This is a genomic window from Xanthobacter sp. DMC47, from assembly GCF_056313845.1.
The window spans coordinates 1,736,800-1,759,986 of record NZ_JBQUZM010000004.1 but is presented as its reverse complement, the minus strand read 5'-3'; the positions used below and the strand labels follow the sequence as shown (position 1 = coordinate 1,759,986).

21 protein-coding genes and 1 riboswitch are annotated in these 23,187 nt (G+C 68.4%); of the genes, 13 read left to right on the top strand and 8 right to left on the bottom strand.

What is annotated here, in order from left to right:
• Window positions 1-172: 172 nt before the first annotated feature.
• From ccoN to ACT54R_RS20015, 10 genes are all read left to right on the top strand, one after another.
• The gene (gene ccoN / locus ACT54R_RS20060) at window positions 173-1,837 is read left to right on the top strand and encodes a cytochrome-c oxidase, cbb3-type subunit I (protein ID WP_476329110.1); all 1,665 of its coding nucleotides are present in this window, start codon (window positions 173-175) and stop codon (window positions 1,835-1,837) included.
• 10 nt (window positions 1,838-1,847) lie between these two features.
• Window positions 1,848-2,597, top strand: a complete 750-nt coding sequence (gene ccoO / locus ACT54R_RS20055) for a cytochrome-c oxidase, cbb3-type subunit II (protein WP_168462422.1) — start codon at window positions 1,848-1,850, stop codon at window positions 2,595-2,597.
• A gap of 3 nt (window positions 2,598-2,600) precedes the next feature.
• On the top strand, window positions 2,601-2,762 hold the full coding sequence (locus ACT54R_RS20050) for a cbb3-type cytochrome c oxidase subunit 3 (protein ID WP_476329108.1): 162 nt from the start codon (window positions 2,601-2,603) through the stop codon (window positions 2,760-2,762).
• A 4-nt stretch (window positions 2,763-2,766) separates the two neighbouring features.
• On the top strand, window positions 2,767-3,648 hold the full coding sequence (gene ccoP / locus ACT54R_RS20045; RefSeq protein WP_476329106.1) for a cytochrome-c oxidase, cbb3-type subunit III: 882 nt from the start codon (window positions 2,767-2,769) through the stop codon (window positions 3,646-3,648).
• Between the two features lie 273 nt (window positions 3,649-3,921).
• Window positions 3,922-5,385 (top strand): cytochrome c oxidase accessory protein CcoG, encoded by a 1,464-nt coding sequence (gene ccoG, locus ACT54R_RS20040; RefSeq protein WP_168462535.1) that lies wholly within the window; start codon window positions 3,922-3,924, stop codon window positions 5,383-5,385.
• Window positions 5,386-5,412: 27 nt separating this feature from the next.
• The gene (locus tag ACT54R_RS20035) at window positions 5,413-5,931 is read left to right on the top strand and encodes a FixH family protein (RefSeq protein ID WP_476329104.1); all 519 of its coding nucleotides are present in this window, start codon (window positions 5,413-5,415) and stop codon (window positions 5,929-5,931) included.
• Between the two features lie 216 nt (window positions 5,932-6,147).
• Window positions 6,148-8,376 carry a heavy metal translocating P-type ATPase gene (locus ACT54R_RS20030; protein ID WP_476329102.1) on the top strand — a complete coding sequence of 743 codons (2,229 nt, stop codon included), beginning with the start codon at window positions 6,148-6,150 and terminating at the stop codon, window positions 8,374-8,376.
• The gene (gene ccoS / locus ACT54R_RS20025; protein ID WP_168462427.1) at window positions 8,373-8,567 is read left to right on the top strand and encodes a cbb3-type cytochrome oxidase assembly protein CcoS; all 195 of its coding nucleotides are present in this window, start codon (window positions 8,373-8,375) and stop codon (window positions 8,565-8,567) included. Before ACT54R_RS20030 ends, ccoS begins: the two co-directional genes overlap by 4 nt.
• Window positions 8,564-9,688: a hypothetical protein gene (locus ACT54R_RS20020; protein WP_476329100.1), complete on the top strand. Its 1,125-nt coding sequence runs from the start codon at window positions 8,564-8,566 to the stop codon at window positions 9,686-9,688. Before ccoS ends, ACT54R_RS20020 begins: the two co-directional genes overlap by 4 nt.
• Window positions 9,689-9,735: 47 nt before the next feature.
• Window positions 9,736-10,491: an SDR family oxidoreductase gene (locus tag ACT54R_RS20015; protein WP_476329098.1), complete on the top strand. Its 756-nt coding sequence runs from the start codon at window positions 9,736-9,738 to the stop codon at window positions 10,489-10,491.
• Between the two features lie 16 nt (window positions 10,492-10,507).
• On the opposite strand, the gene ACT54R_RS20010 is transcribed toward ACT54R_RS20015, so the two are convergent.
• From ACT54R_RS20010 to ACT54R_RS20000, 3 genes are all read right to left on the bottom strand, one after another.
• Window positions 10,508-12,016, bottom strand: a complete 1,509-nt coding sequence (locus ACT54R_RS20010; RefSeq protein ID WP_476329096.1) for a TrkH family potassium uptake protein — start codon at window positions 12,014-12,016, stop codon at window positions 10,508-10,510.
• 121 nt (window positions 12,017-12,137) lie between these two features.
• Complete coding sequence (gene apaG, locus ACT54R_RS20005) at window positions 12,138-12,530, bottom strand: Co2+/Mg2+ efflux protein ApaG (protein ID WP_024277461.1); 393 nt, start codon at window positions 12,528-12,530, stop codon at window positions 12,138-12,140.
• Window positions 12,531-12,655: 125 nt separating this feature from the next.
• Window positions 12,656-13,876 (bottom strand): O-succinylhomoserine sulfhydrylase, encoded by a 1,221-nt coding sequence (locus ACT54R_RS20000; RefSeq protein WP_476329094.1) that lies wholly within the window; start codon window positions 13,874-13,876, stop codon window positions 12,656-12,658.
• A gap of 69 nt (window positions 13,877-13,945) precedes the next feature.
• Window positions 13,946-14,026: riboswitch (SAM riboswitch) on the bottom strand.
• Window positions 14,027-14,095: 69 nt separating this feature from the next.
• Between ACT54R_RS20000 and ACT54R_RS19995 the strand changes: the two genes are divergently transcribed.
• Window positions 14,096-15,223: a 2'-deoxycytidine 5'-triphosphate deaminase gene (locus ACT54R_RS19995; RefSeq protein ID WP_476329092.1), complete on the top strand. Its 1,128-nt coding sequence runs from the start codon at window positions 14,096-14,098 to the stop codon at window positions 15,221-15,223.
• A 188-nt stretch (window positions 15,224-15,411) separates the two neighbouring features.
• On the opposite strand, the gene ACT54R_RS19990 is transcribed toward ACT54R_RS19995, so the two are convergent.
• Both ACT54R_RS19990 and ACT54R_RS19985 read right to left on the bottom strand, forming a co-directional pair.
• A complete protein-coding gene (locus tag ACT54R_RS19990; RefSeq protein WP_476329090.1) occupies window positions 15,412-15,798 on the bottom strand; it encodes a hypothetical protein in 387 nt (128 codons plus the stop codon).
• A 96-nt stretch (window positions 15,799-15,894) separates the two neighbouring features.
• Complete coding sequence (locus tag ACT54R_RS19985; protein WP_476329088.1) at window positions 15,895-18,135, bottom strand: FUSC family protein; 2,241 nt, start codon at window positions 18,133-18,135, stop codon at window positions 15,895-15,897.
• 263 nt (window positions 18,136-18,398) lie between these two features.
• Here ACT54R_RS19985 and zapE point away from each other — a divergent pair, with 263 nt between their 5' ends.
• A complete protein-coding gene (gene zapE / locus ACT54R_RS19980; protein WP_168462536.1) occupies window positions 18,399-19,586 on the top strand; it encodes a cell division protein ZapE in 1,188 nt (395 codons plus the stop codon).
• Between the two features lie 63 nt (window positions 19,587-19,649).
• Here zapE and ACT54R_RS19975 read toward each other — a convergent pair whose 3' ends face one another.
• The 3 genes from ACT54R_RS19975 to ACT54R_RS19965 all read right to left on the bottom strand — a co-directional run bounded on the left by ACT54R_RS19975 (window position 19,650) and on the right by ACT54R_RS19965 (window position 22,562).
• Window positions 19,650-20,201, bottom strand: coding sequence for a hypothetical protein (locus ACT54R_RS19975; protein WP_476329086.1), 552 nt, complete (start codon window positions 20,199-20,201; stop codon window positions 19,650-19,652).
• A gap of 77 nt (window positions 20,202-20,278) precedes the next feature.
• Entirely contained in the window at window positions 20,279-21,094 is an 816-nt protein-coding gene (locus ACT54R_RS19970) for a WYL domain-containing protein (RefSeq protein ID WP_476329085.1), read from the bottom strand.
• Between the two features lie 115 nt (window positions 21,095-21,209).
• On the bottom strand, window positions 21,210-22,562 hold the full coding sequence (locus ACT54R_RS19965; protein WP_476329083.1) for a (Fe-S)-binding protein: 1,353 nt from the start codon (window positions 22,560-22,562) through the stop codon (window positions 21,210-21,212).
• Window positions 22,563-22,670: 108 nt separating this feature from the next.
• Here ACT54R_RS19965 and ACT54R_RS19960 point away from each other — a divergent pair, with 108 nt between their 5' ends.
• Complete coding sequence (locus ACT54R_RS19960; protein ID WP_476329081.1) at window positions 22,671-23,156, top strand: MgtC/SapB family protein; 486 nt, start codon at window positions 22,671-22,673, stop codon at window positions 23,154-23,156.
• Window positions 23,157-23,187 lie beyond the last annotated feature (31 nt).

The following is a 23,187-nucleotide window of genomic DNA, read 5'->3' as shown; positions in this document are numbered from 1 at the left end:
GCTGCGCTGCGGCATTTGGCTTGGCAACTTGCGACGGCCCGCCACAGCGCACATCCGTATTTCGCCGGGCATAGCCTTTGACATGCGTCAAGGTGAAAAACGGTCCTAGGGCGTTGATCTGCGTCCTAGTCCCCCGGGTGTAGTTCTGCGCTCCGGCGTGAAGGGTCCACAGATGACAACATTGCAAGCTCCAATCCAGCCCCCGGCGAAGTCGTTGAGGTGGGGTGAGGGCGCTCTCATCGGGGTGTTCTCCCTCTTCGCCCTTTTCTCGATCGTCGTGGCGGCGAAGGCCTACACGCCGGAATACGCTTTTCACGCGTACCTGTTCGCGGCGGCGAGCATCGCGGCGGTGTTCGCCATCGGCAACCGCTACATGAACCGCCCGGCCGGCGACGTGCCGCAGTTCATCGACGGCAAGCCCAACTACAACATGGGCGTCGTGAAGTTTGCGACCATCGCCGCCGTGGTGTGGGGCATCGCCGGCTTCCTGGTGGGTGTCATCGCTGCATTGCAGCTGGCCTTCCCGGTGGTGAACCTGGACCTGCCCTGGATCTCGTTCGGCCGGCTTCGGCCGCTGCACACCTCGGCGGTGATCTTCGCCTTCGGTGGCAACGTGCTGCTCGCCACCTCCTTCTACGTGGTGCAGCGGACCTCGCGCGCCCGCCTCGCCGGCGATCTCGCCCCGTGGTTCGTGATCCTCGGCTACAACTTCTTCATCGTCATCGCCGGTACGGGCTACCTTCTGGGCATCACCCAGGGCAAGGAATACGCCGAGCCCGAGTGGTATTCGGACCTGTGGCTCACCGTGGTCTGGGTCACCTACCTGCTGGTGTTCCTGGTGACGCTGCTGAAGCGTAACGAGCCGCACATCTATGTGGCGAACTGGTTCTATCTCGCCTTCATCATCACCATCGCGGTTCTGCACCTCGGCAACAACGCCACCATCCCGGTGTCGGTCTTCTCGCCGAAGTCCTACATCCTGTGGTCCGGCGTGCAGGACGCCATGTTCCAGTGGTGGTACGGCCACAACGCGGTGGGCTTCTTCCTGACCGCCGGCTTCCTCGCCCTGATGTACTACTTCATCCCGAAGCGCGCCGAGCGTCCGGTCTATTCCTACCGGCTCTCCATCGTGCACTTCTGGGCGCTGATCTTCATCTACATCTGGGCCGGCCCGCATCACCTGCACTACACGGCACTGCCGGACTGGGCGCAGACGCTGGGCATGACCTTCTCGGTGATCCTGTGGATGCCCTCCTGGGGCGGCATGATCAACGGCCTCATGACGCTCTCGGGCGCCTGGGACAAGCTGCGCACCGATCCCGTCATCCGCATGATGGTGGTGGCGGTCGCCTTCTACGGCATGTCCACCTTCGAAGGCCCGATGATGTCGGTGAAGGCGGTGAACTCGCTCAGCCACTACACCGAATGGACCATCGGCCACGTGCATTCCGGCGCGCTCGGCTGGGTCGCCTACATCTCCTTCGGCGCCATCTACTGCCTGGTGCCCTGGCTCTGGAACAAGCGCGAAATGTATTCGGTCAAGGCCATCAACTGGCACTTCTGGGTCTCGACCCTCGGCATCGTGCTCTACATCTCCTCCATGTGGGTGGCGGGCATCCTGCAGGGCCTCATGTGGCGCGCCTACACGCAGCTCGGCTTCCTCGAATACTCGTTCATCGAGACGGTCGAGGCGATGCACCCGCTCTACGTGATCCGTGCCCTGGGCGGCATCCTCTTCCTGGCCGGCGCCCTCGTCATGGCGTGGAACGTCTGGAAGACCATCACCACCCCCCAGACCGCAGCCGAGCGCGAGCTCGCCCTGCAGGCGGCCGAGTGAGGAGGCGAGCATGGCGACCCAAGGCACCTCCATCTGGTCCAAGCACCAGATCTTCGAGAAGCACTCCTACTGGCTGATGCTCGGCATCCTGGTGATGATCGCCATCGGCGGTCTCGTCGAGATTGCCCCGCTCTTCTACCTGAAGAGCACCATCGAGAAGGTGGAGGGCATGCGTCCCTACTCGCCGCTCGAGCTGGCGGGACGCAACATCTACATCCGCGAGGGCTGCTACAACTGCCACTCGCAGATGATCCGCCCGCTGCGTGACGAGGTGGAGCGCTACGGCCACTATTCGCTGGCGGCCGAGAGCATGTACGACCGTCCGTTCCAGTGGGGCTCCAAGCGTACTGGTCCTGATCTCGCCCGCGTCGGCGGCAAGTATTCGGACCTGTGGCAGGTGGAGCACCTGAACAACCCGCGCTCCGTGGTGCCGGCCTCCATCATGCCGAGCTACCCGTGGCTGGCGAAGACCAAGCTCAACGCCAAGCACATCGGCGAAGAGATGCGGGTCCAGCAGATTCTCGGCGTGCCCTACACCGACGAGATGATCGCCAAGGCTCAGGACGACCTGAAGACCCAGTCGACCACCGACGCCGCCGACGCCGATGGCCTGCAGAAGCGCTATCCCAAGGCGCAGGGCCGCGACTACGACGGCAATCCGGGCGAACTCACCGAGGCCGACGCGCTGATCGCCTATCTTCAGATGCTGGGCACGCTCGTCGACTTCAAGCTCTACGACAACCAGGCGAATGTGAGGTGATCGATGCACGACACCTATCTCGGCCTCGCGGCCTTCGCCCAGACGGGGGGCCTGGTCCTCTTCGTCGTCGCCTTCCTGCTGGTGGTCGCTTACGCCTTCTGGCCCTCTAAGAAGAGGAAGAAGGAATTCGAGGACGCCGCCAACATTCCGCTCAAAGAGGATTGATCCCGTGAGCACGACCAACGACACCCACGGCAAGGTCGACCAGGCAACCGGCGTCTCGACCACCGGCCATGAATGGGATGGCATCTCCGAACTGAACAACCCGCTGCCGCGCTGGTGGCTGTGGGTGTGGTACGCCTGCATCGTCTGGGCCATCGGCTACTGGATTCTGTATCCGGCCTGGCCGCTGGTCTCGTCCGCGACGCCGGGCATTCTCGGCTGGCATTCGCGCTCGGCGGTGGCGGTGCAGATCGCCGACCTTAAGGCCGTCCGGTCCGAAAGCGCGGCCAAGCTCGCCAACGCCTCGCTTGAGCAGATCGAGCAGACGCCGGCGCTGCTCTCCCTCGCCCGAGCCCAGGGCCGCGTGGCCTTCGCCGACAATTGCGCGCCCTGCCACGGCGCGGGCGGCGGCGGTGCCACCGGCTTCCCCAACCTCAATGACGACGATTGGCTGTGGGGCGGTTCGCTGGAGCAGATCCAGACGACCATCGAGCACGGCATCCGCGCCAACGATCCGGATACCCGCCAGGGCAACATGCCGGCCTTCGGCAAGGACGGCATCCTGCAGAAGCCGGAAATTTCGGCGGTGGCGGACTATGTGCGCACCCTCTCCGGCATCGCCAAGCCGGGTGCGGACTTCGACAAGGGCAAGGAGGTGTTCGCCTCCAATTGCGCCGCCTGCCATGGCGAAGACGGCAAGGGCAACCAGGAAATGGGTGCTCCGAACCTCACCGACGGCATCTGGCTGTACGGCTCCGACAAGGCCACCATCGAGTATGGTGTCATCAATGGACGTGGCAACGTGATGCCGGCCTGGCACGCGCGCCTCGACCCGACCACGATCAAGGCTCTCACCGTCTACGTCCATTCGCTGGGCGGCGGACGCTGAGCCTGAGGTCCGGGGCGTTCCGCCCCGGACGCGCCCACCGGCCAGCCTTCCGGGCGGACACGCGCAGCGTCCGGAACAGCCATCTGGGTGGAGATGCCAAAAGGTCGCGCGACCAAACGTCGGCGCGACCTTTTGTTTTGGGGATCACGGCTACATTCTAAGATATGAATGTAGTGCAGCAGAGCGGAGACGGGGGTCTCCGCATTTGCGCCCGAGGGGCAAGGCCCCGACGTATGGCCGGTCCGTCTTGACCGGCGAACCGCGGTGAAGATGATGACTGCCCTGTCCACCAAGTCCGAGGACAAGAAGGCCCCCGTGGTCGTGAGCGGCGACGACGACATCCCGCTCTACGAGGCCCGGCGCCAGATCTATCCCCAGAGCGTCCACGGCCGCTTCCGCACCATCAAGTGGGTCCTGCTCGGGATCACCCTCGGCATCTACTATCTGCTGCCGTTCGTGCGCTGGGACCGTGGTCCGGACGCGCCGAACCAGGCCGTGCTCATCGATTTCCCGGCCCGCCGCTTCTATTTCTTCTTCCTCGAGATCTGGCCGCAGGAATTCTACTACGTCGCCGGCCTGCTCATCCTGGCGTCGCTCGTCCTGTTCCTGATGAATGCCGTGGCCGGCCGTGTGTGGTGCGGCTACCTCTGCCCGCAGACGGTGTGGACCGACCTGTTCATGGCGGTGGAGCGCCTGATCGAGGGCGACCGCCGCGAGCGGATGATCGCCGACGCCCAGCCCTGGTCCATCGACAAGTTCGCGCACAAGACGCTGAAGCATTCCATCTGGCTGCTGATCGCCTGGTGGACCGGCGGCGCCTGGGTGCTCTACTTCGCCGATGCGCCGACCCTGGTGGTGGAGCTGGCCACCTTCCAGGCGCCCGCCGTGGCCTACATGTCCATCGCGGTGCTGACCTTCACCACGTATGCCCTCGCCGGCCACATGCGCGAGCAGGTCTGCACCTACATGTGCCCGTGGCCGCGCATCCAGGCGGCGCTGACCGACGAATATGCGCTCAACGTCACCTATCTCTACGATCGCGGCGAGCCCCGCGGCTCGGTGAAGAAGGCGGCCGTGCTGCGCGAGAAGGGGCTGCCCGCGGGCGACTGCGTGGATTGCGGCCAGTGCGTCGCGGTGTGTCCCACGGGCGTCGACATCCGCCAGGGGCTCCAACTGCCCTGCATCCAGTGCGGCCTGTGCATCGATGCCTGCAACACGGTGATGCACAAGATCGGCCGTCCGGGGAACCTCATCACCTACGAGAGCGAGGCGAACCTTGAGGCGCGCGCCGCCGGCAAGCCTTTCGTCCAGCGCATCCTGCGCCCGCGCACCATCCTCTACGGGGTGCTGATCGCCCTCGTCTCGGGCCTCATGCTCACCGCGCTGATCGGGCGCTCGACGGAAGGCGTCGCCGCCATCCACGACCGCAATCCGCTGTTCGTGCGGCTGTCCAGCGGCGCCATCCGCAATGCCTACACCATCCGCCTCATCAACAAGAAGCTGGAGGAGCGGACGTTCATCCTCTCCGTCGAGGGCGTTCCCGATGCCAGCATCGAGGTGATCGGCGACAATGCGGACGGCCTCACCATCGGCCCGGACCAGACGCGGGAGGTGCGCGTGCTCGTCACCACCAGCGACAAGCTCCCGCCCTCGGCGTCCCTGCCCGTGACCTTCCGCATCCGCGACAAGGCTTCCGGCCTCGCCGCCTCCGTCACCGACCATTTCATCGGCCCCTGATCGGGCCGCAGGGAAGGGAAACACGCCATGGCTAGAGCCTCTGCCCCGGCCGCCAGCACCCCGAAAGCACCGCGCGAACTGACCGGCCGCGCGGTGCTCGCCATCCTCCTCGCCTTCTTCGGCGTGGTCATCGGCGTCAACGTCATCATGGCGCGCTTCGCCGTGACCACCTTCGCGGGGGTGGAGACCGAAAGCTCCTACAAGGCCGGCCTTGCCTTCACCGCCGAGCATCAGGCGGCGGAGCGGCAGGCGGCCATGCACTGGAAGGTGGACGTGGCCCTCGCTTCACCCGGCGGCGGTGCCCGCGAGGTGAACATCGTGGTGCGCGATGGCACCGGAAAGCCCATCACCAACCTCGTCGCCGATGGCGAGCTCGCCCACCCCACCGACGCGCGCCGCGACGTGGTGCTGGACCTCGAGCCGCTGGGCGAGGGCCGCTACCGCGCCCGCACCCAGGCCGGCGCCGGCCAGTGGGATCTGGTGATTGATTTTGCGCAAGGCGGCGAACGGGTCTTCCGGTCCAAGAATCGGGTGCAGCTTCCGTAAGCCGCTTGAACGGGCATCCGGCATCCTCCGGGCCTCCCGAGGCGGCATCGAGACTGCCGGGCGGCTACCGTCCAGTGCCGCCCGTGCCTTGAGTACGAGAGGCTGGGCGGTTCGTCGCGCCGCCGGCCTGTCGTACTCATTTTATTTCATGGCATGGTGCTGAACCGTGCCGCGGGCTCAGCCCGCACCCTCCCTGCAGCCCCCGGGGACCTGAAGATGTCTGAGGCGATCGACTATTCCATCTTCGTCGGCACGTCCGAGGACGGCCTGGCGCAGATGAGTCTCGCCATCGACGGCATCGACTGCGCCGCCTGCATCGGCGAGATCGAGAACGGGGTGAAGGCGCTGCCCGGCGTGGTGCGCGCCCGCCTCAACTACTCGACCCACCGCCTCACCGTCGCCTGGTCGGAAGGCACCTCGCCGGATCGCGTGGTGGGGCAGCTGGAAGCGCTCGGCTATCGCGCCCATCCCTTCGCCGGTCGGGCGGAGGAGAGCGAGGCGCGGCATGCCCGCTGGCTGCTGCGCTGCCTCGGCGTCGCCGGCTTCGCGGCCATGAACATCATGCTGCTGTCGGTCTCGGTGTGGTCGGGCAACGTCACCGACATCATCCCCGAGACGCGCGACTTCTTCCACTGGATCTCCGCGCTCATCGCGCTGCCGGCCGCAGCCTATGCCGGCCAGCCCTTCTTCCAGAGCGCGGTGCGGGCCATCCGCTCCGGCCGGCTGAACATGGACGTGCCGATCACCATCGGCGTCACGCTGGCGCTGGGCATGAGCGTGCTTGAAACGGCCATGAGCCAGCCGCACGCTTATTTCGACAGCGCCATCATGCTGCTGTTCTTCCTCCTCGCCGGCCGCTACCTCGACCATGAGGCGCGCAGGCGCACCCGCGCCACGGCCGGCAACATCGCGGCGCTCCGGGGCGAGATGGCCCATCGCCTGGGAGCCGACGGGGTGCCCGTGCTGGTGCCCGTGCAGGCGCTCCAGCCGGGCGACACCATCCTCGTCCATCCCGGCGAGCGGGTGGCGGCGGACGGCGTGGTCGCCTCCGGCCTCTCGGCGGTGGATGAAAGCCTCGTCACCGGCGAGACGCTGCCGCGCGCGCTGAAGGCCGGGGACCACGTCTATGCCGGCAGCCTGAACGGGGAGGGCGCGCTGCACCTTACCGTCACCGCCGGCGGCGAGAACACCCTGGTGGACGACGTGCAGCGCCTGCTCGACGGCGCGCTGGCGGAAAAGGGCGCCTATGTGCGCCTCGCCGACCGGGTGGCCCGGCTCTACGCGCCCATGGTGCACCTCACCGCCCTCGTCTCGGCCATCGGCTGGCTGCTGGCGGGCGCCGGGCTACACGATGCGGTGATGATCGCGGTGGCGGTCCTCATCATCACCTGCCCCTGCGCGCTGGCGCTCGCCGTGCCGGCGGTGCAGGTGACGGCGACCGGCCGGCTGTTCCGCGCCGGCCTCCTCATCAATGCCGGCGACATGCTGGAGCGCCTCGCCGCTGTGGATACGGTGGTCTTCGACAAGACCGGCACCCTGACCCTGCCCGAGCCGGCGCTGGCTCTGCCGCGCGGGGCCGATCCTGAACTGGTGGCGCTGGCCGGCCGGCTGGCCCTGTCGAGCCGCCATCCGCTGGCCGGCGTCATCGTCGCGCGAGCGAAGGGGCCGGCGCTGGAGCACGTCACCGAGGTGAGCGGTCAGGGCATCGAGGCGATCATCGACGGCCGTCGCGCCCGCCTGGGCAGCCTGTCTTTCTGCGAGGCCACGGCCCCCGCCGATCTGCCCGCCGATGCCTCCCTCATCGCCTTCCGCCACGGTGAGAGGGTTCTCGTCATGGGCGTCGCCCAGGCGCTGCGGCCGGATGCGCGCGAAGTGGTGGCCGAGCTGAAGGCGCGCGGCCTTGACGTGCGCATCCTCTCCGGTGATCGGCCGGCGGCGGTGGCGCCGGTGGCGGAAGCCCTCGGCATCGTCGCGGCGGAGGCTGGCCTCAAGCCCGCTGACAAGATCGCCGCGCTGGACGCCCTCAAGGCCCAGGGCCGCCGTGTGCTGATGGTCGGCGACGGCCTCAACGACGCGCCGGCCTTGGCGGCTGCCACCGTCTCCCTTTCGCCGGCGAGCGGCGCTGCCGTCACGCAGGCCCATGCGGATGCGGTGTTCCTCGGCCGCCGCCTGTGGCCAGTGCTGGCCGCGGTGGACGGTGCCCGTACAGCAGCACGGCTGATGCGGCAGAACCTTGCCATTGCGGTGGGCTACAACATCATCGCCGTGCCGCTGGCCATCGCCGGCTTCGTGACGCCGCTGGTGGCGGCGCTCGCCATGTCCGGCTCTTCCATCCTTGTGACCGTGAACGCCTTGCGCGCGGCGCGTCCCGGGCGCAAGGAAGAGGCGGTGGGGGACGACAGCGCGACGGGCGAAACCGGCGCGCTCACGGAGGTGGCGGCGTGAACGTCCTCGTCTATCTCGTGCCCCTCGCGCTGCTGCTCGGCCTCGGCGGCCTGTTCGCCTTCCTGTGGAGCCTCAAGAGCGGGCAATATGACGACCTCGACGGCGCGGCCGTCCGGGTGTTGTCCGACGACGACCTGCCGGAGAGCGCAAGACCCCCTTCCCACGCCGCACCGGAAAGGCGCCGGCCGTGAGGCGCGCCGCGCCAGCGCCCGAGCCCCGCGCGGGGATGCTGGTCTGCGTCTGCGACCCGCAGCTCGACGCCCCGGCCAATGACAACGGCCCCCGCGCCGTCTCCACTTTTGGCCTCGCGGTGGGCTTCGCCTTCGCCGTGCTGGCGCAGACGGTGGCGTCTGCGGCGCTCCCGCTGGCCGGCGCGCAACTGGCGCCGCGGCCGGAGCTCGTCACCTGGCCTTTCGCCGCTCTGCTGCTCGGCGCGGCGCTCGCCTCCTTCCCCGCCTCCTTCCTGCGCGATGCGTTCGGCCGGCGCACCGGTTTTGCGCTCGGCGCCTCGGTGGGCATTGCCGGCGGGGCGCTGCTGGTGGCGGCGCTGATCCAGCGGCAGTTCGCCTGGGCCTGCCTCGGCGCCCTGTGGCTCGGCATGGCGCAGGGCTTCTCCTTCTTCTACCGGCACGAGGCCGCCGCCGCGAGCGGCCGCCCCGCCGCCGCAACGGCCGGCGTGCTGGCCGGCGGCCTCCTTGCCGCCGTGGCCGGGCCGACGCTCGCGAGCTTCGCCGAAAGCCTCGCCGCGCCCTTCTTCCTCGTCGGCGCCGCCGGATTGGCAGCGCTGGCGCATACCTGCTCGCTGGGCGTCGCGGTGATGCTGGCGGATGACCCCAATTCCACCTTTCGGCCCAAGGTGACGGCGCCCCTCTCGGCCATCGTCTGGCCGACGCTGGTGGCGGGCACCGCTTGGTACGGCATGAATGCCGTCATGTCCGGCGCGCCGCTGGCGCTGGTCGGCTGCGGCATCGGCGGGGCGGCGGTGTTCGGCTTCATCGCCTTGCACGTGGCGGCCATGTATGCGCCGGCCGTGCCACTGGCGCTTGCGGGGGATCGCCTGCCGCCGCTGGCCATCGCGCTGACGGGCGTCGTGCTGGTCGCCATCGGCGTGCCGCTGCAGCGGCTCGCGACGCCGGAGAGCATCACGGCGGCGCTGATCTGCGTCGGCGCCGGCTGGTCGGTGGCCACGGTGGGCGCGACGGCGTGGATCTACCAGTCCGGCCAGCCGAGCCGCCTCGCGCTGGCGCTGCATGACGGCGGCCTGTTCGCCCTCGCGATCTGCGGCGCGCTCACCGGCTATCTGCTGGCCTGAATCCGCCGGGAGCGGTAGGCAGGGGGGACAAACCCCGGAGCCCCGCCGTGACCCACCCTTTCGCCCTTGATGGACAGACCGCCCTCGTCACCGGCTCTGCCTCTGGCCTCGGCTTCGAGATGGCGCTGGCGCTGGCCCAGGCCGGCGCCCATGTGCTGGTGAACGGGCGCCATGCGGACCGGCTCGGCGCGGCCGTCACCGCCATCATCCGCAAGGGCGGCAAGGCCGAGCCCTTCCTGCTCGATGTGTTCGACGCGGAGGCGGCGGATGCGGCCATGGCCAAGGCGCCGCCCATCCACATCCTCGTCAACAATGCCGGCGCCCGCGATCGCCGCGCCTTCCTCGACATGGAAGATGCGGATTTCCGCCGTCTGGTGGAGGTGGACCTCCTCGCCCCGGCCCATCTCACCCGGCAGGTGGCGCGGGGCATGGTGGCGCGCAAGGCGGGCGGGCGCATCATCAACATCACCTCCATCGCCGGTCCGCTCTCCCGCGCCGGGGATGCGGCCTACACCACGGCGAAGGGCGGGCTGGAGGCGCTGACCCGCGCGCTCGCCGCCGATCTCGGCCCGCACGGCATCACGGTGAACGCCATCGCCCCCGGCTACATGCTCACCGCGGCCAACGAGGCGCAGTCGCGCGACCAGACGCTGCGCGAATGGCTCTCCCGCCGCACCTCTCTCGGGCGCTGGGGCCATCCGGAGGAGGTGGCGGGCGCGGCGGTGTTCCTCGCCTCGCCGGCGGCGTCCTACATCACCGGCCAGATCCTGGCGGTGGACGGCGGCTACATGGCGCATTTCTGAGGGGGGATCGCGCCCGTCAGCGGACCCAGAAGCGTGGCATGAACAGCACCAGCACGGTGAGGATTTCCAGCCGCCCCAGCATCATGGTGCCGGTGAGCAGCCACAGCGCGGGATCGGGCAGGCCGCCGAAATTGGAGGCCGGCCCCACCACCGGCCCGAGGCCGGGCCCCACGTTGGCGAGGCAGGCTATGGCCGCTGAGAAGGCGGTGCGCAGGTCCAGGCCCATCACGTTCAGCGCCACGCCCACCAGGAAGAAGGTGAGCAGGAACAGGAAGACGAAGGACAGCACCGAGCCCACCACATCGTCCGCGACCGGCGCCCCGCCATAGCGGATGGGGAAGATGCCGGTCCGGAACGAGATGCGCTTGAGGTGCTGGCGGATGGCCTTGCCGGTGATGGCGAGACGCAGCGCCTTCAGCCCGCCCGAGGTGGAGCCGGTGCAGCCGCCGAGGAACATCAGCACGAAGAAGAGGGAATCCGAGAGCGGTCCCCAGTTCGTGTAGTCCACCGACATGAATCCGGTGGTGGAGATGAGCGAGCTGACCGTAAACAGGGCGTTCCTGAGCGCCGTTTCACCGCTGGCGATGCCCTGCAGGCTCTGCTGGGCGAAAGACAGCAGCGTGAAGGTCGCGACGATGGCGAGGAAGACCCGCACCTCGGGATTGGTGAACAGGCGGCTCGCATCCCCCGACAGTGCCCGCACATAGAGCGGGAAGGGCAGGGCGGCGGCGAGCATGAAGACGATGGCCACATAGTCCACCGCCGGATTCGCGAATATCGAGAGCGAGGAATCCGAATTGGCGAAGCCGCCGCTCGACAGGGTGGACATGGCGAGCGTCACCGCATCGAACGGCTTGAGGCCCGCCGCCAGGAAGCACCCCGCGCAGATGACGGTGAGCAGCACATAGGCCTGCAGCAGGCGCTTGGCGATGCTGCCAGCGCGCGGCAGGAACTTGTCGGACTTGTCCGAGGATTCCGTGCGGAACAGCTGCATGCCGCCGATGGAGAGCACCGGCATGACGGCGATGGCGATGGCGATGATGCCGATGCCGCCGAACCAGTGCAGCAGCGCCCGCCACAGGAGGATGCCCGGCGACATGACATCGAGCCCCGACATGACGCTGGCGCCGGTGGTGGTGAGGCCGGACATGCTCTCGAACATGGCCCGCGTGAAGGAGAGGCGGGACGGCCCCCACATCAGCGGCAGGGCGGCGAACACGGAAAGCACCACCCAGACCGACGTGGTGAGCAGGAAGGCCTGGCGCAGGTCGAGCTTGCGGGTGAGCTGGCCGCGGCCGGTCATCCACAGAAGGACGCCGACGAAGATGGTGACGGCGGCCGAGCCGACGAAGGCGGCGCCCGCGAAGGTCTCCCGGCTGTTGGCGCGGGCGGCGAAATCGACCACGGCCGGCGCCAGCATGGCGGCGCCGAGGATGGCGAGCAGGATGCCGAGCGTGGCCGCGACCGGGCGCAGGCTGAGGACCGATACGGCCTCGGCCTCCACGGTGGGAATGCCCGCGTGCATGATCTCCCCTCTCGCCCGGTTCGCAGCAACTTCAATAAAGGACAGGGGCCAAAAAAAGTTAAAGCTGAAAGGCTAAAGCTGAAATCGTCCCGCCCGGCCTTCGCCGGGCGGATGGATGCGGTCAGTTGAGGACGCGGCGCACGTCCGGCACGTCCAGCGAGAAGGCCGGGATCTCGATGGAGAAAGCCTCCCCCGTGTCGGTGACCATCTCGTAGCGTCCACGGATGATGCCGGTGGCCGTGTTGAGCGGCACCCCGCTCGTGTATTCGAACCGGCCGCCGGGCGGCAGGGTCGGCTCCTCGCCGACGACGCCGGCACCATGCACCTCCTCGGTGCGGCCGTTGGCATCGGTGATGATCCAGTGGCGCGCCTTGAGCTGCACCGTCTCCTGGCCCAAATTGGCCACCTCGATCGTATAGGCCCAAAAATGACGGCCCTGGTCGGGCTCAGACCGCTCGGCCACATAACGCGGCGTCGCGGTCACCTGAATATTCCGAGTGATGGCGCGGTACATACCCGCTCGACCTCCCCACACCGCGGGAGAAAATGCTCCCGCGGGCGCATAGTGAACCTGCGTTGCCGCCCGCGCGCAACAGGACATGGTGCGGCGCGGCAAGGTGCGCGCCGCGACGTCAGCAATCACAAGGCTTCGGCGGCACCGGCAAGGTCGGCGATGAGGTCGTCGGCATGCTCGAGGCCCACCGAGAGGCGCAGCAGGCCGTCGGAAATGCCCATTTCCGCCCGCGTCTCCGGCGTGAATCGCTGGTGCGTGGTGGTGGCCGGGTGTGTGATGAGGCTCTTCGCATCGCCGAGATTGTTGGAGATGCGGATGAGCCGCAGGGCGTTGGCGAAGCGGAAGGCACCTTCCTTGCCGTCCTTCACCACGAAGGTGACGAGGGTGCCGCCGCCCTTCATCTGCCGCTTGGCCAGCTCGGCCTGTGGATGATCGGCACGGCCGGGATAGATCACCTTTTCCACGCCCGGCAGGCTGGCGAGGGCATCGGCCACCTTGCCCGCGCTCGCCTGCATGCGCTCCACGCGCAGGGCCAGCGTCTCCAGCCCCTTCAGCATGATCCAGGCGTTGAAGGGGGAGATGGAGGGGCCGGTCTGGCGCAGGTAGGTCTGCAGGTGGTCGGTGACGAACTGCTTGGAGGAGAGGATCACCCCGCCCAGGCAGCGGCCCTGTCCGTCCACATGTTTGGTGGTGGAATAGACCACCACGTCCGCCCCCAGCTCGAACGGATGCTGGAGGAGCGGAGTGGCGAACACATTGTCCACCACCAGCGTCGCGCCGGCCGCGTGGGCGATCTCCGCCACCGCCGCGATGTCGATGAGGTCTAGCGTCGGGTTGGTGGGGCTTTCCAGGAACAGAATCTTGGTGTTGGGCTTCACCCCCGCCTTCCAGGCGTCGAGGTCGCCGCCGTCGATGAGCGTGGTCTCGACGCCGAAGCGCGGGAGGAAGTCCTCCAGGATCCAGCGGCAGGAACCGAACAGGGCGCGGGCGGCGAGCACATGGTCGCCGGCGGAAAGCTGGCAGAGCAGCGCGGCATTCACCGCCGCCATGCCCGACGCCGTGGCGCGGGCCGCTTCCGCCCCTTCGAGCAGCGCCATGCGCTCCTCGAACATGGCAGTGGTGGGGTTGGAATAGCGCGAATAGACGAAGCCGGGATCTTCGCCCTTGAACCGCGCCTCGCAGCTTTCGGCGTCGTCATAGACGAAGCCCTGCGTCAGAAAGAGCGCCTCGGAGGTTTCGCCGAAGGGGGAGCGCGTCGTCCCGCCATGGACTAGCCGTGTTTCCGGGTGGAGTGTAAGGGGATCGCGGGGGACGAACCGGGGGGTGGGCTTGGGCGCCACGGACATGACGGTCTCCGAGGGAGGCCGAGGGGACCGGACCGGGCGCACGCCATCGGACACGCCGATGAGGCTTCCCTTGTCGTCTCCCCGGCCTTTTAGCATGGTTGTTTAACGTGGCTGCAAGCCGGCCGGCTCAAATTCTCCACGGCCGCACTAAAGAGCGGGGCCCCCTTGGCGTCAAGGGCTTCGTCCGGTAAATCGAACAAAAAGGACGGGAAAGCGGATATGACGGTGCGTGCCACGGAGCATCTGAAGCCCGGCATCCTGCCCGCAGAGGCGATCGGGGCGCTGAAGGCGTCCGGCGCCATCGCCTGCCGCAAGGCGCTGGACGACGACCAGATCCAGCCGGCGAGCCTGGACCTGCGCCTCGGCCGCACCGCATGGCGGGTGCGCGCGAGCTTCCTGCCGGGCGCCGGCGTCTCGGTGAAGGAACGGCTCGGCGACCTCGCTTTGCATGATTTCGATCTTACCAAGGGCGCTGTGCTGGAAACCGGCTGCGTCTATCTGGTGGAACTGTTCGAGCGGCTGAAGCTGCCGGCGGACCTTGCCGCCGCGGCCAATCCGAAAAGCTCCACCGGGCGGCTCGACGTGTTCGTGCGCGTCATCACCGACGGCGCCCGCGCGTTCGACACCATCCCGGCCGGCTATAACGGCCCGCTTTATCTGGAAATCTCCCCGCGCACCTTTCCCATCCTGGTGCGCACCGGCTCCCGCCTGTCGCAGGTGCGGTTCCGGCGTGGCGTCTCGCGCCTGTCCGATCTGGAACTGCTGAACCTCCAGTCCGCCGAATGCCTCGTGGATGCGGCGAGCCCGGACGTGGCGGCGGGCGGCATCGCGCTGGGCGTGGACCTTGCCGGCGATGCGCTGGGCGGGCTCATGGGCTTCCGCGCCAAGAAGCATACGGGCGTCATCGACGTGGATCAGGCCGGCGTGCTGGACGTGGCGGACTTCTGGGAGCCCATCCATGTGCGGCCGGACCGGCCGGCCAACCTCGTGCTCGATCCCGACGCCTTCTACATCCTCGCCTCCCGCGAGGCGGTGCATGTGCCGCCGGACTATGCGGCGGAGATGGTGCCGTTCGATCCGCTGGTGGGCGAGTTCCGGGTGCATTATGCCGGCTTCTTCGACCCCGGCTTCGGCAATCCGGCGGCCGGCGGGCGCGGTGCCCGCGCAGTGCTGGAGGTGCGCTCCCGCGAGGTGCCGTTCATCCTCGAGCACGGCCAGACGGTGGGCCGCCTCGTCTACGAGCGCATGGCCGCGCGCCCGCACACCCTCTACGGCGCCGACATGCGCTCCCATTATCAGGGGCAGGGGCTGAAGCTCTCCAAGCACTTCAAGCCGGTCGCGCTATAGAGCGCGACCCGAGCGGATTAAACTCAACCCGCTCAGTGAGTCGCCCTCGAACCCAGCGTGGAGAACGCGCCGGCTCGCCTGGGAGCGCTCCGTTGCGACTGTCGACGGGGATTCCGCTGATGTGAACGTTGGGGCCGCCGTTACAGAAAGCCGCAGCCGGGCGCCAGGCACGGCTAGCGTCTGGATGGTCAACGCGAAATGGTCGCCTTCCACTTTCCAGCAGCTTTCGACCAGGCGCAATTGTAATCGCCCGCGATCGTGTTGCCCTTTACGGTTCCGGTATATGCGCAGCCGGCCTTGCCAACGCCTGGCCCGGCCGTGTCATCCCGCGTGATCGAAACGACATTTCCACTCACGGTCATCTGAAGAGTGGCGCGGACAACGCGATTGTCTTTGGTCCAGACGGCCTGAAATGTGTTGGACCGCCCGACGCGCGTCCACACGCCCTGCCATCCCGCTTCCTGCTCGTTCCAGATTGTGCCCAGATCGACGGGCGTCTGGGCGTTCGCCAGATTTATCCCCGCAGTCGCAAGCGCCATCACGGCGACCAAATTGCAAACGCCAGCCCGCGTCATCGTCTTCCCCCTGCATGGGTGATGGTCGTGGCACCCCGATTCGGCCATCACCTCGATTGGACACTAAAGCCACATGGACTGTGATCAAGCCTGGATCTAAGGCGCCGGCGTCGCGGGAGCCGCGCCGGCGGCGATCATGTCTTCCTTGCGCCAGGGCTTGTCGCGCAGGCCGGCATTGAGTTCGCGCAAGGGGCGCAGCAGCGCCTCCGAGTAGGCGAGATAGTCCGCCACCAGCGGCAGCGTTTCCCTGAGCTTCGCATCGTCGGCGAGGCCCAGCACGGTTGAGACGGCCGCCGCCACGGCGGGATTGGCGGCATCGGCGCTGCCGGCGCCGGCCTCCCCCAGCACTACCTCGAAGGCTGTCAGCGTGCGCGACCGGGCCGCTTCCACCACGGTCACCAGTTGCTCCGAGGGGTTCGCGGCGGCGAGGCGGTGGGCCACGTCCTCCATCAGGGCGAGATAGGTGATGAGCACGTCCAGCGTGGAGACGATGTTGGCCACGTCGCCCGCCGAATGGCCGAACACCTGCTCGGCGCCGAGATTGGGCAGGCGCAGGCCAAGGCCACGCACATCCTGCACCAAGGCCGCGACGCTGGTGGTCTCGCCCGGATGCGGCCACCAGGAGGCGAAGGCCGTCCGGCAGCGTCGGAGCAGCGCCCGAACCTCGGGCCGCACCTGATCGGTGAGATAGACCGGCAGCACGATGAACGACACGGCCAGCGCCACCGCCGCGCCGATGGCGGTCTCGTAGACGCGGGCGATCATGCCCTCCGGCCCGAGCCCGGAGATGATGTGGAGCCCCAGCACCACCGAGAGGCCGACGGCGGCGGAGGCGATGTCGTAGCGGTCCTTCTGGGTCACCACGGCGACCATCTGCGCCAGCATGCAGAAGCCGGCCATGACCCAGATCTGCCCTTCCAGCGCGAGGAACAGGCCGAAGCCGAGCGCCACACCGATGAGCGTGCCGACCGTGCGGTAGCGGACCCGCATGTAGGTCTCGCCGACGCTGTTGCCGATGACGAACATGACAGTCATCGTCGCCCAATAGGCATGATCGAGATGGACGAGGAGGTCGAAGGCGGTGGTGATGGCCGTCGCCATCGCCCCCTGGCAGGCGACCCGGTAGGGCGCGGAAAGGATCTGGCGGCCGTCCGGACCCTTGACGAAGAGCGGGATCGCCTTGGGCGGCGGAGGCAGGTCGTCCGGCGTCGCATCCGGGTGGGGCGGCGGGAAAGGCGCCATCTCGGCCGCCGCGATGCCGGTGACCACCATGGAGAGGCGATCGAAGGCGGTCAGCGCCCGCAGCAGCGCGAAGCGCGCCTCGCCGGGCAGCTCCGGCGAGAAGGCCACGAGGCGCAATTGCGCCACGGCCCGCTCGAACCGCTCTTCCGCATGCACGTCGGAGACATCCACCGCCTCCAGCCGGCGGGCGATGTGGTCGGCTGCCGCCGCGAAAGGGTGGCGCCATTCCACGGTGTCGGGCGTGTTCTTGGGCACGCAGCCGGCGAGAAGCTGCACCGCCACGCGCAGCCGGTAGAAGCGCACGCGCAACTGCTCGAAATCGGGCTGCGCGGCGGGGTCTTCCGCGATGGCATTGGCGAGGGCGTTCCAGACGCGCCCACGCAGATGCTCCAGCACCTCGGACGCATCCGGCGGGAAGGGATGGTTTTCACGCACCGCCGCCGACAGCTCGCGCAGATAGCTGGCGACCGCCCCCTGCATGTCCAGGGTGGTGTCCACGAAGGCGTTCACGGCGGACGGCCGCCACGGCGAGAGCCGCACCGCAGCCGCCACCAGCGCCCCCTGGCAGAAGGCGAGGAGAAGCATGGCCGCCTCCATCCGTGTCGGGCGGATAATGGTGCCCACCGTCGCCACCACGATGAGCGCGAGGCCGAGGCGCTGGCCGTCCATGCCGCCGCGCCGCAAGGCCAGCGCGATGAACGACAGCGGGATCAGCAGCAGCTTCTGCAGCATGTCGTTGGCCGCGCCGTTGCCGGGGCCGATGGCCGTGAGCAGCGTGAGGAAGGCAACGGAAACGGTGAACAGGCGCAGCATGGTGCGCCCCTCGGCGGCGACGCTGGCGCCGGGATTGAACGAGATCATCACCAGCGCGGCGCAGCCCGCCATCATCGGGAAGGTGGTGTCCATGCCCAAGCGGAAGGCCACCGAGGTGGCATAGCCGGTGACGATGACGATGACGAAGGAGATGCCCAGCGCCAGCGCGCGCGTGGTGTCGATGCCGCCGGGATCGTGGTCCGCGAGCCAGCGCTTCACGCTGCGGGCGAACGGCTCGCGCGTGTGGACGGGGCTTGCGGGCGGCGGGGAGGGGGACTCCATCGTGCGGGCTCGGCTGTTTCCTGTCGGGCGGGACGGTGGATGAACGCGGAATTTGGCCTTAGCGCGGTCGGGTGCGCGGGATGTGCCCCAACCTCTACTGCTTCGCTCCATCGGGCAATGGCAGGGTGCGGCGAGTTCCGGTTTGCCGGCTAGCGCTTCAACTTTGGTCCGATCTGCTCTAAGCGGATGCGGCAATGCACAAGCGCCGTCAGGCGCGGCAACGGTGAAGGCGCCGGGAACGGCGCGTGAACGGGAACACGTTCATGGCGGGCGAGACGACGGCGCGGGTCACGGAGCTGTATGCGGCGAAGCTTGCCGCCGGCGATATCTCGGAAGACCCGGCCCAGGCGGAAGTAGTCGAGGAGTTCGCCCGGCTGGAGCTGGAACTGCGGCAGCGGGCGCTGGCGCAGAAATCCTCCGCGCTCGGCTGGCTGTTCCAGCGCCGCGCCCCGGTGCAGCCCAAGGGCATGTATGTCTATGGCAAGGTCGGCCGCGGCAAGACCATGCTCATGGACCTGTTCTTCGATGCCCTGCCGGCCAAGGGCAAGCGCCGGGCCCATTTCCACGAATTCATGGGCGACGTCCATGAGCGCATCTTCCGCGAGCGGCAGGCGCAGAAGCAGGGCGAGCGCAAGAGCGCCGACCCCATCGCCCCGGTGGCGCAGGCCCTCGCCGACGAGGCCAAGGTGCTGTGCTTTGACGAATTCCACGTCACCGACATCGCCGACGCCATGATCCTTGGCCGGCTGTTCGAGAAGCTGTTCGCCGACGGCGTGGTGGTGGTGGCCACCTCCAACGTCGCGCCGCAGGATCTTTACGCCGGCGGCCTCAACCGCGCGTTGTTCCTGCCCTTCATCGGCGAGATCGAGCAGCGCATGCGCGTCATGTCCCTCGATTCCCGCACCGATTACCGCATGGAGAAGCTGGAGGGTGTGAGCACCTGGCACACGCCGCTCGGCCCGGCCGCCGACGCGGCGGTGGCGGCGGCCTGGCGGCGGCTCGCCGGGCCCACGGGCGGCCGACCGGGGGAGATGCTTTTGAAGGGCCGCAAGCTCGCCATTCCCGCCATGGGGCAGGGCGCGGCGCGCTTCTCCTTCGCCAATCTGTGCGAGGCGGCGCTGGGGCCGAACCCCGACTATCTCAGCCTCGCCCGCCTGTTCCACACCATCGTGCTGGAGCACATCCCCATTCTCGGGCCGGACCAGCGCAACGAGGCGAAGCGCTTCATCTCGCTGATCGACACGCTCTACGACGCCAATGTGAAGCTCATTGCCTCGGCCGCCGCCGAGCCCGAGCAGCTCTATCTCGGCACCGAGGGGGCAGAGGCGTTCGAATTCGCCCGCACCATCTCGCGCCTGCACGAGATGCGGTCCAGCGAATATCTCGCCAAGCCCCATGGCCGGTCGGATTCGGCGGCTTCCGGCAACACCACGGGCCTCGTCGAGACGTGATGCCTGTCTTCGGGACGCCTGCCGCCAGGGTCCCTACCGCCAGGACCCCTACCGCCAGGACCCCTACCGCTCGGTGAAGAAGGTCATCACCACCTTGTCCTTCTCGCCCACGAGGCAGAGGAAACGGTGGGCCTTGTCCGAGCGATCGCGCTTGATATAGGCCTCGCCCATCAGCACGGCGGTGATCTTCTCCTGCCCCACGGCCACGTCCGCCTTGGCGATGGTGAGGCCGTCCATGTCGATGAAGATGTCGTCGACCGAGGGTGAGTGGGCCTTCAGCCGCACCATCGCATGGGCCTTGCAGGCGGCAGCGCGCTCGGCGTCCTCCGGCGCCTCGGCCTCGGCAGCCTTCAGGGCTTCTTCGGTGACGGTCTGTTCCGCCCGCGCCTTCAGCGCGTCCTCGGGCTTGGGGGCGGCGAGCGGTGGCGCCACCTTCGGCGAGACCACGGGCGGCGTCGCCGGTGTGGCGGGTGCTCCGGCGGGCGCGGGGCGTGGCGGAACGGGATCGGCCGGCGCGGCCTGCTGGGCCAGCGCGGCGCCGCTCAGCAGCGTACCGGCGAGGAACACCCCCGCTATCGCAGGGAGAAAGAAGCGGGTCGGGCGGGCAGACGGCATCATGTCCTCCGGATGGTTTGGGAGGACAACGCAGGCGCGGCCATATGGTGCCGCCGCGCCTCGGCTTTCGGTTAACCTTATCTGACGTGCCGTCCCGTCAGGGCATAGCAGAAGGCGTCGAGCATTTCGGCCTCAGCGTCCTTCAGCGAGCCATCGGCGCTGATGACGCGCATGCCGGCCTTGAGCAAGGTGGCGATGGCTTCGGTGCCGCTCTCGAACAGGGTGTCGAGGGAGCTTTCCACGGACTCGGGCGTCGGCCGCAGGCGGGCGACCCAGGCGGCGAGGCGCTCGCGCTCGGCGCCGGTCAGGTCGATCTCCTCGACGGCGCAGGCGCGCTCGCAGAAGAACACCATCTCCTCCACTTCCGCCGCGCCGATCTCGCGATCCGCGCGTGCCAGCGCGGCAAGGAGCGTGATGCCGGCCTTGCGGATGACCATGCGGATGCGATCCCAGCGCTGGTCCTCGGGCTCTTCGGGGGCGACGACCTCCGCGTCCTTCGGCCAGATGAAGCCGAAGGTTTCGTAGAAGAAGCGCGACAGCGGTTCACGCTTCGCGCCGTCGAGGTCCGTCACCGCGGTGATGCGGTCCACCCGGAACGCGCGCGCCGCCTGCCGCTCGTGGCACTTGGCGATGAGGATGGGCACGCCCTCCACATTGCGCTGCACCGCCCACACCGAAATGCGGCGGTGGCTCACATTGCCGGCGTGGTCCACATAGTCGATGGCGAAGGACTGCCCGTCGGCCGGGTCATGGTCGTCCGCGGCGCCGGCGGCGAGGGTATCGTGGGGGTCGTCCTCGGGCACCGAGAGGCGGTGGGCGTCGGTATAGAAGGGGGCGCCGATCATCTCGACCCGGTCGAGGATGAAGGACTTCAGCGAGGTGATGGCGTTCATGGGGGCGCTCACACTGAGGCCGACGATGTCCCCATCGGGCCGACGACTATTCCCCATAGATAGCTGGCGCAGCGTCGCCGATAAAGCTTTTCCCCGTGGTCACTATCCCTGTGCCTCAATCCCGGTCCAGCGCATCCCGGATCAGCAGCGCGATGTGGCGGGCCTTGCGGCCCGATCCGTGCTCGATCTGGTGGCGGCAGGAGAAGCCGTTGGCGATCAGGGGCGCGTCCTCCGGCGCGGCGCGCATGGCCGGGAGAAGGGCGATCTCGGCCATCTGCATGGAGGCATCATAATGCTCCGCCTCCAGCCCGAAGCTGCCGGCCATGCCGCAGCAACTCGTCTCCACGATGTCGTAGGAGAAGCCGGGGATGAAGGAGAGCACCTTGCGCGTCGCTTTCATCACGCCGAACGCCTTCTGGTGGCAGTGGCCGTGCAGCACCGCCTTCGCGCCGGGAAGCGCCTTGAGCTTCAGCCGCAGCCCCCGGTTCTGGTGCTCGCGGGCGAGGAATTCCTCGAACAGATAGAGCTGCTTGCCGAGCGCCCCGATCTTCGGGCCGAGGCCGAGGCTGTAGAGCTCGTCCCGAAGCGAGAGCAAGCAGGAGGGCTCGAGGCCGATGATCGGCGTTCCGGCGGCGATCTCGCTCTCGAAGGCGGCGAGCACGCGCTGTCCCTCGCTGCGCGCCTTCTCCACCATGCCGGTGGTGAGATAGGTGCGGCCGCAGCACAGGGGCCGGTCCGGCTCGGCGTCGGAGGGGTCGGGCTTGGCGATGCGCACGCGGTAGCCGGCGAAGGTCAGCACCTCGCGGGCGGCCTCCGCCACCTCCGGCTCGAAATGGTGGCAGAAGGTATCCACGAACAGGATCACGTCGCCCCGTTCCGCCAGATGCGGCGCGGCGGGCGGCGGGATATAGGCAATAGGCGCCGGCTCCGGAATGGGACGGCGGGCGGTAATGCCGAGGAAGCGCTCGGCGAGGCGGGCCATCAGCGGCACGCGGTTGCGCACGAGAATGGCGAGGCGCAGCAGGCGGCGGTGGCGGCCGGTCCATTCCGGCACGCCGCCGAAGAGACGGGTGCGCAGGGGCACGCCCTTGATCTCGTGCCGTTGCGCCAGGTACTCGGTCTTGATGAGCGTCATGTCCACGGCGCTCGGGCATTCCTTCTTGCAGGCTTTGCACGACACGCACAGGTCCATGGCTTCGTCGAGCCGCGGATCGGCGAAGGCGGCGGCGTCGCTGCCATCGTTCAGGGCCGCCTTGAAGGCGGCGACGCGGGCCTCGGTGGAATGGGCGCGGTCGCCGGTGATGCGGTAGCTCGGGCACATCACGCCCTTGCCGGTATTCTGACAATCGCGGCTGTGCATGCACACGGCCACGGCCTTGGCGTAGTTCCCGCCGGTCGCTGGAATGCCGGAATAGGCGTCGCCGATGCCGTAGGTGTCGTAAGCCGACCAATCCAGGAAGGTTTTCATGCCGCGCGGGTCCTTTTCACCCGCGCCCATGCAAGAGGCATACCCCATGGCGGCCGGAACAAGACCCGCGCGCCGGCGCTTGCAGGGCGCAGGAGGTGCGCCCCGGCCATGCAGATCGGTCCCCTGTTCATCGATCCCGGCGACATCGACAGCGCCCTGCGGCTGGTGGCGGCGACGGCGGCTGGCCTGGCGCTGGGGCTCAACCGGGATCTCAGCGACAAGCCGACCGGCATGCGCACCCTCGGCCTCGTGGCCCTCGGGGCGGCGTTGGCAGCCCTTGCCGGGCTCCGGGCGCAGGGTGTGGCGGGCGATCCGGACGCGACGAGCCGCGTCATCCAGGGGGTGATCCAGGGCGTGCTCACCGGCATCGGCTTTCTCGGTGCGGGCGTGGTGCTGCGCGATCGCAGCGCCGGGCGCATCCGCGGGCTCACCACGGCGGCGTTGGTGTGGGTCACCGCCGCCGTCGGCATCGCCTGCGCGCTGGCGTCATGGGTGCTGATCGCGCTCGGCGTCGGGCTCGCTTTGTTTCTGCTGGTGGTGTTGCACCCGCTTGAGAAGAAACTGGAGCGCAGGGCGGGCGGGGGCCAGCCGTAAATGGGCCCGGCGGCGCACGTGGGATGGGCGT

What these genes read in the sequence shown, in the direction of transcription:
- ACT54R_RS19995 (WP_476329092.1), top strand. Translation starts at nt 14,096, where the DNA reads ATGACGGTGCGTGCCACGGAGCATCTGAAGCCCGGCATCCTGCCCGCA.
- ACT54R_RS19990 (WP_476329090.1), bottom strand. Translation starts at nt 15,798, where the DNA reads ATGACGCGGGCTGGCGTTTGCAATTTGGTCGCCGTGATGGCGCTTGCG.
- ACT54R_RS19985 (WP_476329088.1), bottom strand. Translation starts at nt 18,135, where the DNA reads ATGGAGTCCCCCTCCCCGCCGCCCGCAAGCCCCGTCCACACGCGCGAG.
- ACT54R_RS20010 (WP_476329096.1), bottom strand. Translation starts at nt 12,016, where the DNA reads ATGCACGCGGGCATTCCCACCGTGGAGGCCGAGGCCGTATCGGTCCTC.
- ACT54R_RS20000 (WP_476329094.1), bottom strand. Translation starts at nt 13,876, where the DNA reads ATGTCCGTGGCGCCCAAGCCCACCCCCCGGTTCGTCCCCCGCGATCCC.
- zapE (WP_168462536.1), top strand. Translation starts at nt 18,399, where the DNA reads ATGGCGGGCGAGACGACGGCGCGGGTCACGGAGCTGTATGCGGCGAAG.
- ACT54R_RS19970 (WP_476329085.1), bottom strand. Translation starts at nt 21,094, where the DNA reads ATGAACGCCATCACCTCGCTGAAGTCCTTCATCCTCGACCGGGTCGAG.
- ccoO (WP_168462422.1), top strand. Translation starts at nt 1,848, where the DNA reads ATGGCGACCCAAGGCACCTCCATCTGGTCCAAGCACCAGATCTTCGAG.
- apaG (WP_024277461.1), bottom strand. Translation starts at nt 12,530, where the DNA reads ATGTACCGCGCCATCACTCGGAATATTCAGGTGACCGCGACGCCGCGT.
- ACT54R_RS20050 (WP_476329108.1), top strand. Translation starts at nt 2,601, where the DNA reads ATGCACGACACCTATCTCGGCCTCGCGGCCTTCGCCCAGACGGGGGGC.
- ACT54R_RS19975 (WP_476329086.1), bottom strand. Translation starts at nt 20,201, where the DNA reads ATGCCGTCTGCCCGCCCGACCCGCTTCTTTCTCCCTGCGATAGCGGGG.
- ccoG (WP_168462535.1), top strand. Translation starts at nt 3,922, where the DNA reads ATGACTGCCCTGTCCACCAAGTCCGAGGACAAGAAGGCCCCCGTGGTC.
- ACT54R_RS19965 (WP_476329083.1), bottom strand. Translation starts at nt 22,562, where the DNA reads ATGAAAACCTTCCTGGATTGGTCGGCTTACGACACCTACGGCATCGGC.
- ACT54R_RS20030 (WP_476329102.1), top strand. Translation starts at nt 6,148, where the DNA reads ATGTCTGAGGCGATCGACTATTCCATCTTCGTCGGCACGTCCGAGGAC.
- ACT54R_RS19960 (WP_476329081.1), top strand. Translation starts at nt 22,671, where the DNA reads ATGCAGATCGGTCCCCTGTTCATCGATCCCGGCGACATCGACAGCGCC.
- ccoN (WP_476329110.1), top strand. Translation starts at nt 173, where the DNA reads ATGACAACATTGCAAGCTCCAATCCAGCCCCCGGCGAAGTCGTTGAGG.
- ACT54R_RS20035 (WP_476329104.1), top strand. Translation starts at nt 5,413, where the DNA reads ATGGCTAGAGCCTCTGCCCCGGCCGCCAGCACCCCGAAAGCACCGCGC.